The 17,279-nt window shown below is 53.2% G+C and carries 11 protein-coding genes; all 11 read left to right on the top strand.

What is annotated here, in order from left to right:
• Positions 1–7 precede the first annotated feature (7 nt).
• The 11 genes from K2G43_RS02735 (at position 8) to K2G43_RS02685 (ending at position 17,213) form a co-directional block, all read left to right on the top strand.
• On the top strand, positions 8–625 hold the full coding sequence (locus K2G43_RS02735; protein WP_297642314.1) for an HAD family phosphatase: 618 nt from the start codon (positions 8–10) through the stop codon (positions 623–625).
• A 43-nt stretch (positions 626–668) separates the two neighbouring features.
• Complete coding sequence (locus tag K2G43_RS02730; RefSeq protein WP_300152912.1) at positions 669–1,619, top strand: bifunctional riboflavin kinase/FAD synthetase; 951 nt, start codon at positions 669–671, stop codon at positions 1,617–1,619.
• Positions 1,620–1,988: 369 nt separating this feature from the next.
• Positions 1,989–2,771, top strand: coding sequence for a type II CAAX endopeptidase family protein (locus K2G43_RS02725; RefSeq protein ID WP_300152911.1), 783 nt, complete (start codon positions 1,989–1,991; stop codon positions 2,769–2,771).
• Complete coding sequence (locus K2G43_RS02720; protein ID WP_300152910.1) at positions 2,768–3,448, top strand: DUF2975 domain-containing protein; 681 nt, start codon at positions 2,768–2,770, stop codon at positions 3,446–3,448. The genes K2G43_RS02725 and K2G43_RS02720 overlap by 4 nt, the downstream gene beginning before the upstream one ends.
• A 48-nt stretch (positions 3,449–3,496) precedes the next feature.
• Entirely contained in the window at positions 3,497–4,117 is a 621-nt protein-coding gene (locus tag K2G43_RS02715; protein WP_297642951.1) for a DUF2975 domain-containing protein, read from the top strand.
• Positions 4,118–4,136: 19 nt separating this feature from the next.
• Entirely contained in the window at positions 4,137–4,727 is a 591-nt protein-coding gene (locus K2G43_RS02710; protein WP_300152909.1) for a DUF2975 domain-containing protein, read from the top strand.
• A gap of 18 nt (positions 4,728–4,745) precedes the next feature.
• Positions 4,746–4,952, top strand: coding sequence for a helix-turn-helix transcriptional regulator (locus K2G43_RS02705; RefSeq protein ID WP_297642953.1), 207 nt, complete (start codon positions 4,746–4,748; stop codon positions 4,950–4,952).
• 291 nt (positions 4,953–5,243) lie between these two features.
• Positions 5,244–9,323: a two-component regulator propeller domain-containing protein gene (locus K2G43_RS02700; protein WP_300152908.1), complete on the top strand. Its 4,080-nt coding sequence runs from the start codon at positions 5,244–5,246 to the stop codon at positions 9,321–9,323.
• A 137-nt stretch (positions 9,324–9,460) separates the two neighbouring features.
• Positions 9,461–12,325 carry a TIM-barrel domain-containing protein gene (locus K2G43_RS02695; protein WP_300152907.1) on the top strand — a complete coding sequence of 955 codons (2,865 nt, stop codon included), beginning with the start codon at positions 9,461–9,463 and terminating at the stop codon, positions 12,323–12,325.
• A gap of 6 nt (positions 12,326–12,331) precedes the next feature.
• Positions 12,332–14,911 carry a glycoside hydrolase family 2 TIM barrel-domain containing protein gene (locus K2G43_RS02690; protein ID WP_300152906.1) on the top strand — a complete coding sequence of 860 codons (2,580 nt, stop codon included), beginning with the start codon at positions 12,332–12,334 and terminating at the stop codon, positions 14,909–14,911.
• 88 nt (positions 14,912–14,999) lie between these two features.
• Positions 15,000–17,213 carry a glycoside hydrolase family 3 C-terminal domain-containing protein gene (locus K2G43_RS02685; protein WP_300152905.1) on the top strand — a complete coding sequence of 738 codons (2,214 nt, stop codon included), beginning with the start codon at positions 15,000–15,002 and terminating at the stop codon, positions 17,211–17,213.
• Positions 17,214–17,279: the final 66 nt, after the last annotated feature.

The following is a 17,279-nucleotide window of genomic DNA, read 5'->3' as shown; positions in this document are numbered from 1 at the left end:
AAAAATGATGGAAAAAGGAACTATTAAAAATCTTATCATTGATTTTGGCGGTGTCCTGATAGACTTGGACCGCAAGCGTTGTGTTGAGAATTTTAAGAGACTGGGACTGACCGATGTAGAGAATGTATTGGACATCTATCATCAGCAGGACTTCTTCCAGAAGTATGAAAAGGGACTGATAACCAGTGCGGAGTTTCGGGATGAGATTCGAAGCAGAATAGGAAAGCCCGTGACCGATGCGCAGATAGATGAAGCCTGGAACAGCTTCTTGGTGGAAATCCCCGCTTTCAAGCTGGATTTGTTGTTGGAGTTGCGCAGGAACTATGTGGTCTATCTGCTGAGCAATACCAATGAGCTCCATTGGCAGTGGGCATGCCGGAACGCCTTCCCCCACAAGGTGTTTGGAGTAGAAGATTACTTTGAGCATATCTACCTCTCTTTCGAGATGAAAAAGGCGAAGCCCGATGCCGACATCTTCCGGCAGGTGCTGGATGAGACAGGCATTCTTCCGGAAGAAACGCTTTTCATCGATGACTCCGAAGCCAATTGCCGTACCGCAGAAACCCTGGGCATCTCCACCTATACTCCGATGGCGCACGAGGATTGGGGGAAAATCTTTGGTTAATTGACAGTTGATAATTGATAGTTCATAAATCATAAATCTTCCCGTGTTTCTCCTTTCCGATACATCAGACATTTCCGCTTGCCGTTCAAGGGTGGCCACCATCGGTTTCTTCGATGGCGTACATCGAGGGCATCGCTACCTGATAGAGCAGGTGCGCGAGGTTGCGGCGGTGCGTGGGCTTGCCTCGTCGGTCGTTACCTTCCCGATACATCCGCGCAAGGTGATGAAACCCGATTGTCGGCCCGACTTGCTGACTACGCGCGATGAGAAGGTGGCGCTGCTGGCGGAAACGGGGATAGATTGTTGCATCATGCTCGACTTCACGCAGGAAGTGGCACGGCTTTCGGCACGGCAATTCATGGCGATACTGAAAGAACGCTATCGGATTGCGGCGCTGGTCATCGGATACGATCACCGCTTCGGTCACAATCGCAGCGAGGGGTTCGATGACTATGTGCACTACGGCAAGGAGCTGGGCATGGAGGTGCTTCTGGCACGCGTATATTCCTATATGAGGGGGGGGAGAGAGTCGGGAGCGGAAGGGACGGTCAGCTCTTCTGCCATCCGCCGTCTGTTGTTGGCGGGCAACGTGTCGGAGGCGGCGGAGTATCTGGGCTATGATTTCTTTCTGAACGGCACGGTGGTGAGCGGCTATCAGGTAGGCCGCAAGATTGGGTTCCCTACCGCCAATCTGCATCTCAATGACCCGGACAAATTGGTTCCTGCCGATGGAGTGTATGCCGTTCGTGTGTCCATAGGCGGTACGGAATACGGTGGCATGTTGAGCATCGGCTATCGTCCTACTTTCAACAACGGTGCCAATCGCAGCATTGAGGTTCATATCTTCGATTTCGATGCCGATATTTATCAGCAACCGATGCGCATATCTTTTGTCCGCTTTATGCGTCCGGAACTGAAGTTCGATACGGTTGAGGCGCTTGTGGCGCGCATCCGCCGGGATGAAAAGGAAATTAGGGCGGTGCTTTCCTGCTGAATGGGCTCTTTTTTTCTTTTTTGTCTCTGTCTCTTCTTATTTTAGTTTTTTCTATCCGCTATTATTGTAAAACACACCTTTTTTATCGTTTTTCGATAAATAATTGCTGTTTTTCTTTGTCATCTCAGAAGAATACTCTTTCTTTGCATATCGAAAAACGATAAATAATTATCGGGATTCGTGAAGAGAACAATTCAAAGTAAGTATAATTAGTAAAAGGTTTGGTTATGAAAAAAGCATTTATGAGCATTACAGTGTTGGTATTATCACTCTCCGTAGCGATGACGCTATTAATAGGAATGATTGCGGGAGCTTGACAGATAGGTACAAAACTGGGTATCTTTGTAGAACTTGAAAGGAAAAAGAAAGATGAAAACTTCGATTAAACTGGTATTGATTTACTTTTTGATGCAATTGGCCGGCGCGTTGGTGGTCGGTGCGATGTATGCGGTATATGCCTATTGGGCAACGGGTACGTTGGAAAACGGTCAGGGGAAGACATGGGTGGTGGCGCCTGCCATGTTACTGGGTTTTCTCTTCATGACGTTCTACCTGTGGAAGAAGCGTTACCTGACAGGAGACAAACGCCTTTATGACCCTCTCACTCCCTCTTATTTGGGATGGAGCTTGGCGGCGGGTGCGGGTTGCATCTTCTTGGTGGATGCGTTGATGTCGTGCCTCAAGTTTTTGCCCGATTGGATGGAGAGTACGTTCGACGTGTTGCAGACGGGCTGGCTGGGCATTCTCTGTCTGGCGGTGCTGGGACCTGTGCTGGAAGAACTGCTGTTCCGGGGGGCCATTACGAAAGTGTTGCTCCGGCAGTATGCGCCGTTCAAGGCCATCTTGATTTCGGGACTGATATTCGGCATCTTCCATTTGAATCCGACACAGGTGGTGGCGGCTTCCTTCTCGGGCTTTCTCTTCGCATGGCTCTATTATAAGAGCGGCAGCCTGGTGCCCGGCATCCTGATACATATCCTGAACAACAGCCTCTCCGTCTGGCTCAGCCTGAACTACAAGGAGGTGGATACGACAGCCGATTTGATGGGCGCTCCCGCCTATGCGATAGCCTTGGTGGTTGCCGTGCTGCTGCTCGGAGTGGCGCTGAAGAAACTGAACAATATGAATCCGATAACGACAACAGAACGATGAAAAGACGATTGAACATCCTTTGTGTACTTGTGCTACTGGTGTTAGGCTATTCGGTAGCAGTGACCGCTTATTATATGGGGCTGGGAATGAAAGCCGGCGTGGAAGCCTCGCAAGAGATAATGGAAAGCAGTGATAAGGAGGCGATGGAAAGCTTCCGTAAACTGGAAGGGATGGAATACATCGGCTTAATACCCCGTTCGTTGAATCAGGGAGTCATGAAATTGCTTTCCGATTCCATTTATAACGAGAAGAGCGGGGAGTATGTGCCCGTGATGTATAGTTCGATGGCAGTCAGCGTAAGGACGAACCGGAGTTGGGTAAGTTCCGCGGCATCCGGTGTGTTGGGACTCTTGACTTTTGTTGCCATCGTTTGGGCGATAGTGCTTTTCTTCAAACTCATAGTGGCGGTCAACCGTTCGCACATCTTCAACTGGCAGAACGTCCGCCGGCTGCGCCGTATGGGGTTGTTGCTGATTGCAGGGTTCGGCTGCTCGTTGCTTTCCTGCTATCTGTCTGTTTGCAGCTTGCGCGAAGTGCTTGTCTTGCAGAACTACGACCTCTCCATTTCCGACCTGGTGAGCACCACCATCCTCGTCATCGGACTCACGGCGCTGATTGTGGCGGAGGTGTTTGCCATCGGGCTGAAGTTGCAGGAGGAACAAGACTTAACCATTTAATGGAAGGAGGATGTAACGATGATAATGAAAGGAATATCAAGAAGTAAGATGTTGTGTTATCTGCTTTCGTTTTTTATTGGCGGATTGTATGGGTATTTTATTATGGTGGAAGGTGGTCGTGTCATAGACTATGTAGTGCAGAATTGTTCTGAAGGGACAGAGCGCAGGCTCCCTGTCAGACTGGAGTCGAAGACCGGTTATCATTATACGGACTCGCTGGCCAATATCCGCTCCGGCGAGGTGCTGCCCGTGCGTTATGAAGAGATGGAGACGGGATTTGTGGCTTTGGATGTGCGGCAAGTGCCGTTTGGTGTACGGGCGGCGGGATGCTTGTGCGGCATAGCGCTTTTTGCTTGTTTGGTCTATTCGATGAGGCAGGCCCGTCGTTTCCTGACAAATGTCCGCAAGTGCCGGGTCTTTGTTTTCGACAATGTGCGCCTATTGCGCCGGTTGGGGTGGGCATTGGCCGTTACTTGGCTTTTCAGTTTTCTGTTTGCCTATATCGATTATCGGATGATAAGTTCTTTGGTCGATTTTGAGAACTACCGGCCGTCATTCAATGGCATTTCCTCTTTGCTCTATCTGGTGGCAGGTATCTTTGCCCTGTTGGGTGCAGAGATTTTCAACATCGGGCTGAAGTTGCAGGAAGAACAAGACTTAACCATTTAATAAAGGAGGATGTAACGATATGAGAATGATAAAATTGTTGGCACTGCTGGTGGTGCTCTTTTGGTTGGGAGATACGTTTTTGAGTTGGTGGGATTTTGCTGCCGGATACAACGATGCGATGATAAGCCGCGACCCTGTTGCGGGTTTGCGTGTGCGTCCGATTGCTGTGCAGGAGTGCGATTCTGTATTTAACAAGGTATTGGAACGGAAGGTGGAGTGCGCTGTCTCTTCCGTGCGGGTAGGCGTGAAGCCTTCGTCCATGCGCTATGTGCAGACGGTTGTCACCCTTCTGGTCTGCCTGTTCTTTCTGTATGGTTGTTGGTGCATCTTCCGGTTGATTATGCGGGTGTTGCGTGGGGAAGTCTTTACGCGGGAGAATGTGCGGCGGATGCGCTTCTTCGTCTATTCCACGTTGCTGTTATACTTGATGATGGAAGTCAATTTCTATATGGACTATCACCTCGCCGCTTCGCAGGTGGAACTGACAGACTTTGCGGTGCTGCCCTATTCGCCCAAATATATCCGTCCCTCTTATCTGCTGTTGGCGCTTTTCACCGAGATATTTGCCGTTGGGGTGAAGATGAAGGAGGAACAAGACTTGACCATTTAACGAAGAGAGGAAACAGATATGATTGTAGTAAACCTTGACATTATGATGGCTCGTCGGAAAATATCTTTGAGCGAGCTGGCGGAGAAAGTGGACATCACTCCCGCCAACCTCTCTATCCTGAAGACCGGCAAGGCCAAAGCTGTACGCTTCTCTACGCTGGAGGCAATCTGCAAAGTGCTGGATTGCCAACCGGGGGATATATTGGAGTATCGGGAAGAAGATTGAGCGGAAAAGGCAAAGAACGGTAGGGAAAATAGTTTTTCTGGCGGGGAAAAATGACAAACACAGCAGAAAAACTTCATCTCGCGGCGTGAGATATACATCTCGCGTGCCGGGATGTATATCTCAGCTGCTGAGATGTACATCTCCGCACGCGAGATGAAGTTTATGGGCACGGTTGTGCAACTTTATAAGGCAGGCCGAACTACTTTCCAAAGGGAGTTTCTTTGTTTAAAACTGTTCCTTTTCTTGTTTCTTTACCTGTTTTTCCTTTCATTTGCAACAAAATCTGATAGTATGAAAAGAGTGCGACTTCTGCTTATATGGCTTTGGGTGATATGTTTCCCGATATTTTCACACAATTATATGTTCAAGCATCTGGAGGTGAAGGACGGGCTGTCCAACAATCAGGTGAATGCCATCTATAAAGATTCCAAAGGATTTATGTGGTTTGGTACGGCTTCCGGGCTGAACCGCTATGACGGCTACGACGTAAAGATTTATCGCAACCGGAAGGATGACGAGAAGTCTCTTCCCGACAGCTACATCAAGGGCATCCAGGAAGATGCTTCCGGCAATCTGTGGATACGTATGGCTTCCGGATATGCCATTTACAATGCAGCATCGGAGACATTCGACCGCAACGTGGAGGCGTGGATGCGGAATGTCGGCATCGCCGGAAGCCCTTCGCTGGTCTATATTGACAGCGCGAACACCTTTTGGATAGTGGTTCAGGGCAAAGGCATCTATCGGTATGAAGAGGGAAAGGACAAGGCGGTGGCGGTGGAAGGTTCGGAGGCACTTGGAACGGAAGCCGTCGCTTCTGATATGAAAGAGTGTGGCGGAAAGGTGCTGCTGATACTGGAGGACGGTGTTATAGTCTGTATGGATAAGGCGGAGCCGAAAGTCTGCTGGATAAATCGTGACATCCCGAGAGATTGTGGCGAGATGAAGGATGTGGAATTTGGTCTGTTTGCGGATAATAGCGAACGGTTGTGGGCGTTCAGTGTGGCAGGGGTGTGGATTTACAATCTGCCTCGTGACACGTGGGAACAGCGTTCTCCCCGGACAGATACCTACAACGTCGTGCGGGCTGTGGCGCAAGACAAGTACGGACGTATATGGATAGGCAGAGACCAGGACGGCATCGAACTGATAGAACCGGCGGCAGCGGAGAAGACATACCTGATGAATACTCCCGGTGACAGCCGTACGTTGTCCAACAATACGGTGACAGTCCTCTATGAAGACGAGGGCGGAACGATGTGGGTGGGCACCTACAAGAAAGGCGTCTCCTTCTACAACGAAAGCGCTTTCAAGTTCGGCATTGCCGAAGTGGGCGACGTGAACTGCGTGGAAGACGGCGGGGATGACATCGTATGGCTGGGCACCAATGATTGCGGATTGATTCGCTGGAACCGCGCGACGGACGAATATACCACTTTCCGGCATACGGAGGAAGCCCGTTCCATTTCGAGCAACGTGGTGGTCTGCCTGCTTCGCGACAGCGGCGGCAAGTTGTGGGCCGGCACCTTCTGGGGAGGACTGAATTGCTACGACGGCAATCGGTTTGTCCGTTACAAGGCCCGCAAGGGCGATGCTAATTCGTTGGCCGATGACAACGTGTGGGCATTGGCGGAAGATGCCGACCGGAACATCTGGATTGGTACATTGGGCGGGGGGCTGCAATGCCTGAATCCGCAGACGGGAACCTTTGCCACCTATGCTGCCGGAAACTCAAACCTACCCTCGGACTACATCTCTTCTCTTTGCATCGGCAGAGACAACCGGCTGGTTATAGGAACTTCCAAGGGATTGGCCTTTATGGATTTGTCCACCAGAAAGATTACGGACTTCACGGGCACTAAGCAGGGGAGGGCGGAACTTTCGAACAAAAACATCCATCAAGTATATGAAGACAGCCGCGGCTTGTTGTGGATAGGTACGCGCGAAGGCCTGGACTTGTATGACCCGAAGCGCGATGAACTGTATGAAGTACCCATCCGGCCCGATTTCTCCGGCATGCTGATGCTAGGCATTACGGAAGATGATAACAAGACTATGTGGGTCAGTGCGGGAGGCGGGCTGACCAATATCGTGCTGACCATGGACGAGAAGACACGGCAACCCCTGTTCCGCTGTTATACCTACGACGACAAGGATGGTCTGCAAAGCTGCGACTTCAACCAGCGTTCCTTGAGGCGCCTGCATACGGGTGAACTTGTGGTGGGAGGACTCTACGGCTTGAACCGCTTCAGGCCGGACGGCATCAGATACAACCGGAAGTTGCCCAAGGTGATGTTCACCGGTTTTCAACTGTTCAACGAAGAGGTGAGAGTGGGCGATGAGTATGCGGGACATATCCTGTTGAAGGAGTCGCTGAACACGGCCGGGAAGGTTGTCCTGACGTATAGTCAGAACGTGTTCACGGTGCTGTTTGCTTCAGACAACTTCGTGCTGCCCGAAAAGACGCGATACCACTACAAGCTGGAGGGCTTCAACGACGGATGGCTGACCACCCCTGCCGGCATACATCGCGTCACTTATACCAACCTGGCCCCGGGAACCTATCGGCTGAAGGTGAAGGCGACCAACAGCGACGGCTATGCGGGTACCGAAGAGGCGTGCTTGAAGATTGTCGTGCAGCCTCCCTTCTGGATGACTCCGTGGGCATACCTCGTCTATGCCATGCTGGCAGTAGGAGCTATTCTGTTTGCGCTCTACCTGATACAGCGCAAGGAGCGCAACAAGTTCAGAATGCGTCAGCTGGAGGAGGATGCAAAGAAAAAAGAAGAGCTGAACCAGTTGAAGTTCCGCTTTTTCACCAGTGTCAGCCACGAACTGCGCACTCCACTCACGCTTATCCTGTCGCCGATGGAAGGCGTGCTGAAGGAGGTGACGGACGAGAAGTTGCGCGGCAAGCTGGAGCTGATGTACCGCAATGCGCAACGGCTGCTGAACCTGGTGAACCAATTGCTCGACTTCCGTAAGAACGAGATGGCGGGGTTGCACCTCACCTTGTCCGAAGGCGATATCGTGGCGTATGTGCACGGCATCTGTACTTCGTTCCTGATGCTTTCGGAGAAGAAGCACGTGCGCCTGACCTTCTTCTCGGCCATGGAGTCACTGGAGATGTCGTTCGATGAAGACAAGATTGGCAAGGTGGTGATGAATCTGCTGTCCAATGCCTTCAAATTCACGCCCGAAGGAGGGCGCGTGGACGTGGCGTTGGAGATGTCGAAAGAGCTTCCCGAGAAGTTGCTGATAAAGGTTTCGGATACGGGTGTCGGCATCGGAGATGAGGAGAAGGAACGTATCTTCGAACGTTTCTATCAGGTGGAGCGGGCCGATTTGAAGCAGCAACCCATGGGTAGCGGCATCGGGCTGAGCCTGGTGCACGACTTCGTGACGCTGCACGAGGGAACGGTGCGTGTGGTGGACAACCCCGGCGGAGGAAGCGTCTTTCTGGTGGAACTCCCTGTGAAGCACGTGCGGGCGAACGCTCTTAAAGCGGCCTCGCTTGCGACAGGGGCGGGCGCTGCCGAAACCTCTTTGCCGGATGCGGAGAAAGAAGCGTTGCCAGAAACCTTGCCGGATGCGGAAAAAGGGAACGGAGACAATGGAAAACCGCTTGCCCTGATTGTGGATGACAATGAAGACCTTGTCGCCTTTATGAGGGACAGCCTGCGCCTCTACTTCCGCATAGAGGCGGCCTACAATGGCAAGGAAGCCTGGCGGAAGATGCCGGAGCTGATGCCCGACATCGTGGTCAGCGATGTGATGATGCCCGAAATGGATGGAAACGAGCTATGCCGTTGCCTGAAAGCCGACAAGCGCACGTGCGACATTCCAGTGATATTGCTCACGGCACGGCAAGCGATAGAGGCGAAGGTGGAAGGGCTGACCGTCGGTGCGGACGACTATGTGACCAAGCCTTTCAATGTGGAGATACTGATTCTGCGGATGCGCAAGCTGATAGACCTGAGCAAGAAGCGCAAGAAGAAGACGATGATAGAACCCGAACCGGGCGAGGTGGCGATTACCTCGATGGACGAGAAGCTGGTGGAGAACGCCATCAGGTACGTGGAGGCGAACATCTCCCGTTGCGACCTGTCGGTAGAAGAGTTGAGCCGGGCGTTGGGGATGAGTCGGGTGCATCTGTACAAGAAACTGTCGCAGATTACCGGGAGAACTCCCATCGAATTCATCCGCGTCATCCGCCTGAAGCGTGCCGCGCAGTTGTTGCGCGAGAGCCAGCAGAGTGTGTCGGAAATAGCCTATCAGTTGGGTTTCAATAATCCCAAATACTTCAGCAAGTATTTCAAGGAAGAGTTCGGAGTTTTGCCCTCTGCCTATCAGGAAAGGGAGGGAAAATAACAAAAGATACCCCTAACGGAAACATATTGTCTCAGGAAAAATCAAAAATACCCTTTCCTGTCAACATTGGGCACGCCTGTTTTGAAGTGAATAGCTTACCTTTACGTCAGCGAAATATCACTTAAAAAAGCAGTAATATGAAATTGAAAAACACTTCAGTGTATTGGCTTGTCGGATGGATGCTTGCGGCATGTTCCGGCAGCGGATTCCAACAGACCGAAAGCGGTGTGGTTGTGGAAGTCGGACAACAGCGGCCGACGGATGTACGCAAGGTAAAGGTAGAGGTGATGGGTGAAAAGCTCATCCATGTATCGGCTACTCCGGAGAAGGATTTCTCGGAAGAGCAGAGTCTGATCATCGTTCCCAGGCAGAAGGCCGATTTCAAGGTAGAGGAACAGGGGGATGAGGTCATTGTAAAGACTTCGGCACTTTGTGCCATTGTTTCAAAGAAGACGGGTGAAGTGCGCTTCACGGATATCGATGGCAAACAGATTCTTGCCGAAGAGCGGAACGGCAGAACTTTCATACCGATGGAGGTGGAAGGGACAAAGGGCTATAGTGTGCGTCAGGTGTTCCAATCAGCGGGCAGCGATGAGGCTTTTTACGGCTTGGGACAGCACCAGGCGGATGAGTTCAATTATAAAGGAAAGAACGAGGAGCTGTTTCAATACAACACGAAGGTTTCCGTGCCTTTCATTGTCTCCAACAAGCACTATGGCGTGCTGTGGGACAGCTATTCGCTGTGCCGTTTTGGCGACCCGCGCGACTACTCGCAGCTGGGCAAGGTGTTCAAGCTTTACGACAAAGAGGGGAAGGAAGGTGCCTTGACCGGTACCTATACTCCGGAGAAGAAGGAGGAGGCGACCATCGTGCGCCGCGAAGACTCTCTCTACTTCGAGCACTTGGACCGTGCCGCCCACCTGGACAAGGTCATCAACCTGCCCGACGGATTTCCGTTCATGAACTCCCATGTGATGTATGAGGGCGAGATAGAACCGGCTGAAACGGGACGGTTCCGCTTCATCCTCTACTATGCGGGCTATATGAAGGTCTATATCGATAACGAGCTGGTTGTGCCCGAACGCTGGCGCACGGCTTGGAATCCCAACAGCTACAAATTTGCCGTTGACCTGGAAGCCGGTAAGCGTGTTCCCCTGAAGATAGAGTGGAAGCCGGACGGCGTGGTCTCTTACTGCGGTTTGCGTGCTTTGAGTCCGGTGGCGGATGAAGAGCAGGAAAAACTTTCCTGGTGGGGCGAAATGCAGAACGAAGTGAACTACTATTTTGTTTACGGTGATGACATGGACGATGTCATCAGCGGTTATCGCACACTGACCGGAAAGGCGCAGGTGATGCCGAAGTGGGCGATGGGCTACTGGCAGAGTCGTGAGAAGTATAATACACGCGAAGAGGTGCTCTCCACATTGAAGGAATTCCGTGATCGCCAGATTCCCATCGACAACATCGTCATCGACTGGCTGCACTGGCCGCAAGATGCATGGGGCAGCCACGAGTTCGATCCGGTCCGCTTTCCCGACCCTAAGGGGATGGTCGATTCCATTCATGCGATGCACGGGCGGGTGATGGTCTCCGTATGGCCCAAGTTCTATGCCACGACCGAGCACTTCAAGGAGTTCGACGCGAAGGGATGGATGTATCGGCAGGCTATCAAGGACAGCATCAAAGACTGGGTAGGCCCCGGTTACTTAGGTTCCTTCTATGATGCTTACGAACCGGAGGCGCGGAAGCTCTTCTGGAAGCAGATGCAGGACCACTACTATCCGCTCGGCATCGATGCCTGGTGGATGGATGCCAGCGAACCCAACATCCGCGACTGCACAGACTTGCAATATCGCAAGGACCTTTGCGGCCCCACGGCCCTTGGCCCTTCCGCCAAGTTCTTTAATGCCTACGCCCTGATGAATGCCGAGGCTATCTATGACGGACAGCGCGGTGTGGAGCCCGACAAGCGTGTCTTCTTGCTGACCCGTTCGGGCTTTGCCGGACTGCAACGCTACTCCACCGCTACCTGGAGCGGTGACATCGCTACCCGTTGGGAAGATATGAAGGCACAGATTTCGGCCGGACTGAACTTTGCCGTCAGCGGCATTCCCTATTGGACGATGGATATCGGCGGCTTCTGTGTGGAGAACCGCTACGTGGCCGGCCAGGTGGAGTACAACAAGACCGGACGCGAGAATGCGGACTACAAGGAGTGGCGGGAGCTGAACACCCGTTGGTATCAGTTCGGCGCTTTCTGCCCGCTGTTCCGTGCGCACGGGCAATATCCCTTCCGCGAAATCTGGAACATTGCTCCCGAAGGGCATCCGTGCTACAACTCCGTAGTTTATTATACGAAGCTGCGCTATCGGATGATGCCGTATATCTATTCGTTGGCGGGTATGACCCACTTCGATGACTATACCATCATGCGTCCGCTGGTGATGGACTTTACGGCTGATGCGGATGTGAACAACATCGGCGACCAGTATATGTTCGGCCCTGCCTTGATGGTGGCTCCGGTCTATGAGTACGGGGCACGCAGCCGCGAGGTCTATTTCCCGGCAGGTTGTGGTTGGTACGATTTCTATTCGGGCCAATATGTGTCCGGCGGTCAGCGGCTGGAGGTGGACGCTCCTTACGAACGGATTCCGCTCTATGTACGTGCAGGTTCCATCTTGCCTTTCGGTCCCGATATGCAGTATAGCGATGAAAAGCAGGCGGAGGAAATCACGCTCTATGTCTATGCGGGCAAGAACGGTGCCTTCACGCTCTACGAGGATGAAGGGGTGAACTATAACTACGAGAAAGGGCAGTATGCCACCATTCCTTTCATTTATGACGATGTTGAAGGGACGCTGTCCATTGGCGACCGCACGGGCGATTTCCCCGGCATGCTGAAAGAACGTACTTTCACGGTTGTGAAGGTCAGCAAAGACCAACCGCAGGCGAAGGGGGTAGTGGTGAAGTACGACGGAAAGGCGCAAATTGTGAAACTATAAATGGCTATGAATAGAATAGTTTACTCTTTAATCAGTCTCTTCCTGTTGGCAACCGGCTGTGCCACTCCCAAAGAAGAAATCACCGTGGATGACCGTTCCCTCGACTTCACCGCCGACTGGACTTTCCGTTTGGGCGATGATGCGGCTGCCGCCCGGCCTGATTATGACGATTCCGCCTGGCGGAAGCTGAACTTGCCCCACGACTGGGCGATTGAAGGAGACTTCAGCGAGGACAATCCTTCCGGTACGGGTGGCGGTGCGTTGCCCGGCGATATCGGCTGGTATCGCAAGTCTTTTACGATTGACAAAGCCGATGAAGGAAAGCGGCTGCGCATCGACTTCGACGGTGCTTACATGAATTCCACCGTCTATATCAACGGGCATAAACTGGGAACACGTCCCTACGGCTACATTTCGTTCAGTTACGACCTGACTCCCTATATCCGGTGGGGCGGGAAGAACGTGCTTGCCGTCCGCGTGGACAATGCCGAACAACCCAACTCGCGTTGGTACTCCGGTTGCGGCATTTACCGCAATGTCTGGCTGACGAAGCTGAATCCGGTGCACGTGGCACAGTGGGGAACTTACGTCACGGCAGAAGAGGTGTCGGCAGGCAGTGCCCGGCTGAAGATACGTACCCGGTTGCAGTATGATGCCGTTGCAGGACAAGACGCACAGGCGGAAGTCAGCCTGCTGACGTGTCTGCTGGATGCGGAAGGAAATGTGGTGGGCGAAACGGTGGCTGAACAAAGCATTGCCGCCACCGCCTCGCAAGAGTTGGAGCAGGAAATCTCTGTGCGGAACCCTCATCTCTGGAGCATCCGTACACCTTATATATATAAGATGGCATCTATCCTCAAAGATAAGCGGACCGGTGAGGTGCTGGATACCTACTATACCCCGACCGGCATACGTACCTTCCGCTTCGATGCCCGGGAAGGATTCGTCCTGAACGGAGAGCCGCTGAAGATAAACGGTGTCTGCATGCACCACGACCTCGGTTGTTTGGGGGCTGCCGTCAATGTCCGTGCGATAGAGCGCCAATTGGAAATTCTGAAGGAGATGGGTTGTAACGGTATCCGCTGTTCCCACAACCCGCCCGCACCGGAACTGCTCGACCTCTGTGACCGCATGGGCTTCATCGTGATGGACGAGACTTTCGACATGTGGCGCAAGCAGAAGACCCGTCACGACTATGCCCGCTACTTCAACGAGTGGCATGAACGCGACCTGACCGACCTCGTGGTGCGCGACCGCAACCATCCCTCCGTCTTTATCTGGAGCATCGGCAACGAAGTGCTGGAGCAATGGACCGATGCCCAGGCCGATACGCTCAGCCTGGAGGAAGCCAACCTGATATTGAACTTCGGCCACGGTGCCGACAGGCTGGCAAAGGAGGGTGAACAGTCCGTAAACTCTCTGCTGACCCAAAAGTTGGTGGATATGGTGAAGTCGCTCGACCCCACACGCCCCGTGACGGCGGGCTGCAACGAGCCGAATCCGGCTAACCACCTTTTCCGCTCCGGTGCGCTGGATGTTATCGGTTTCAACTATCACGACGATTGGTTTGCAGGTGTTCCCGAGAACTTCCCGGATAAGCCGTTCATCGTGACAGAAAGTGTTTCTGCCCTGATGACCCGCGGCTACTACCGCATGCCGAGCGACTCGATGTTCATCTGGCCCGAACGATGGGACAAACCTTTCCAGGATGCTTCGTTCTCCTGTTCTTCCTACGACAACTGCCATGTGCCTTGGGGAAACCGTCACGAAGGCACGTTGCGTCGCGTGAAGAACAACGGCTTCATCAGCGGACAATACATCTGGACGGGCTTCGACTACATCGGCGAGCCTACCCCTTATGGCTGGCCTGCCCGCAGCTCTTACTTCGGTATCATTGACCTGGCGGGCTTCCCAAAAGACGTTTACTATATGTACCAGTCCGAGTGGCGGTCCGACAAGACCGTGTTGCACCTCTTTCCGCATTGGAACTGGACGCCGGGACAGGAGGTCGATATGTGGGCATACTATAACGATGCCGATGAGGTGGAACTCTTTGTCAACGGTCAGTCGCAGGGCGTTCGCAGCAAGGGAGAGGATGACTTCCATGTGATGTGGCGCGTGAAGTACGAGCCGGGAATGGTGAAAGCCGTCTCCCGCAAGGAAGGTAAGGTGATTGCCGAGCAGGAAATCCGTACCGCCGGTGAACCGTCACAAATCCGTCTGACTCCTGATCGTTCCATCCTCCGGGCAGATGGCAAAGACCTGAGTTTCGTCACCGTCGAGATTCTGGACAAGGACGGAAACCTCTGTCCGAATGCCGACAACGACATCACTTTCACTGTAGAGGGTACCGGCTTCATTGCCGGCGTGGACAACGGAAGCCCTATTTCCATGGAACGCTTCAAAGCCAACCACCGCAAAGCCTTCTACGGGAAATGTCTGCTGGTAGTGCAGAGTAACGGCGAAAAAGGAAACGTGAAGGTGACGGCAACGATGCTTCTCCCTCGTAGGGAGGGGAAGTGTGAGAGTACTCAGACTTCGGTTTCCCTGAATCTTTCTTTTGATAGCTCAGATAAGCCCGTATAAAATAATTAATACGTTCAACATTACAATCCTATTCTCCCATCTCCCCTCCCTACGGGGAAGGGGCCGGGGGAGAGGCCCCCATTTTAGTATGAAACAGAAATTCTTAACCACCCTACTATTTGCATGCGCCCTCACCGCCGCCTCTGCGCAGACGCCGGTCTATATGGACGATGCCCAACCCCTTGAAGCACGAGTGAAAGATGCCCTCAGCCGGATGACGCTGGAGGAGAAAGTGGCCCTTTGCCATGCGCAGAGCAAATTCAGCAGCGCGGGCGTTCCCCGTCTGGGTATTCCCGAACTTTGGATGAGCGATGGTCCTCACGGCGTGCGTGCCGAAATCAATTGGAACGATTGGGGCTATGCCAACTGGACGAATGACAGCATCACCGCGTTCCCCGCCCTGACATGCCTTGCCGCTACCTGGAATCCGGAAATGTCCGCCAAGTATGGCAAAGCCATTGGTGAAGAGGCACGCTATCGCGAGAAGGATGTGTTGCTGGGACCCGGTGTCAACATCTACCGAACGCCGATGAATGGGCGTAACTTTGAATACATGGGCGAAGACCCTTATTTGGCAGGCGTGATGTGCGTGCCTTATATCCGGGAATTGCAGAAGAACGGTGTGGCGGCTTGCGTCAAGCATTACGCTTTGAACAACCAGGAGTTGTGGCGCGGACATATCGATGTCTATCTCAGCGACCGTGCCTTGCACGAAATCTATCTGCCCGCTTTCAAGGCGGCGGTAGTGGAAGGCGGTGCGTGGAGCATCATGGGAGCTTACAATCAGATTCGCGGCCAGCATGCCTGCCACAACGACTTTGCACTGAACCAAATTCTGAAAGGCGATTGGAAGTTCGATGGCTGCGTTGTTACCGACTGGGGCGGTGCGCACGACACTTATGAGGCTGCCGTCAACGGATTGGACATTGAGATGGGCTCTTACACCAACGGCCTGACTTCCGAAAGCGCTTTCGGCTACAATGATTACTACCTGGCCGATCCCTACCTGAAGATGCTGAAGGAGGGCAAGGTGCCGATGTCCACCATCGACGACAAGGCTTCGCGCATCCTTCGCCTGATATTTCGTACGGCGATGAACACCCGGAAACCATTCGGTTCGGTGGCGACGGAAGCGCACTATGCCGCTGCCCGCGAGATTGGCAACGAAGGCATCGTCCTGCTGAAGAACGCGCCGGCAGAAAAGAAAGGTGCTCCGCTGTTGCCCGTTGCTGCGGATAAGTATCGGAACATCCTGGTGGTGGGCGACAACGCTGTCCGTCTGTTGAACCAGGGTGGTGGCTCTTCCGAACTGAAGGTGAAGGATATGATCTCCCCGCTGGAGGGATTGCGTGCCGTTTATGGCAATAAGGTGACGTATGCTCAAGGCTATGTTGCCGGTCGTCCGATGTACGGCCGGGCCGATGAGATTCCGCAGCATATAACGGATTCCCTGCGTGCCGAAGCGGTGGAGATGGCGAAGAAGGCAGATTTGGTGATAATGGTAGGCGGCCTGAACAAGAACCATTATCAGGATTGTGAAGGCGGCGACCGTCTGGATTACGGCTTGCCCTTCGGACAGAATGAACTGATTCAGGAGTTGGCGGGCGTGAACCCGAACCTTGTGCTGGTGCTTCTTAGTGGCAATGCGGTGGAGATGCCGTGGGTGGCGCAAGTCCCCGCCATTGTGCAGGGCTGGTACCTTGGCTCTATGGGTGGCAAGTCGTTGGCCGATGTGCTGAGCGGTGAGGTGAATCCCAGCGGTAAGCTGCCGTTCTCCTTTCCAGTCCGGTTGACAGATTGCGGCGCACACGCCTTCGGCGAACTGAGCTATCCGGGCGACAGCATCCGCCAGGAGTATAAGGAAGACATATTGGTAGGCTATCGTTGGCACGACACGAAGAAGATCCCGGCACTCTTTCCCTTTGGGCATGGGCTGAGCTATACCACCTTCACCTATGGCAAGCCGACGGCTTCCGCCAAAAACATTGCCGCCGACGGCACGCTGACGGTCACGGTCGCCGTGAAGAATGCAGGCCGCGTTGCCGGTAAGGAGGTTGTGCAGCTCTATGTGGGTGACGACCGGTGCAGTGTGCTTCGCCCCATGAAAGAGCTGAAGCATTTTGCGAAAATCGCATTGGAACCGGGCGAGGAGAAGAGCGTGACTTTCACCCTTACGCCGGATGATTTGAAGTTCTACGATGAGGCCTCCTCTGGCTGGAAATACGAGCCGGGCAAGTTCAAGGCATACATTGGCGCCTCCTCCACAGATATACGTGGAGCGGTTTCTTTCGAACTGAAATGAGCCCATTATTACCCCATTTGACAGACACTTGTGTCTGAGCGGACAGACGCAAGTGTCTGTCGTCTC

This window comes from Bacteroides sp. (genome assembly GCF_029057325.1).
Taxonomy (GTDB): domain Bacteria; phylum Bacteroidota; class Bacteroidia; order Bacteroidales; family Bacteroidaceae; genus Bacteroides.
Note: the sequence above shows the minus strand (reverse complement) of the source record. Positions and strands in the feature narration are given on the sequence as shown.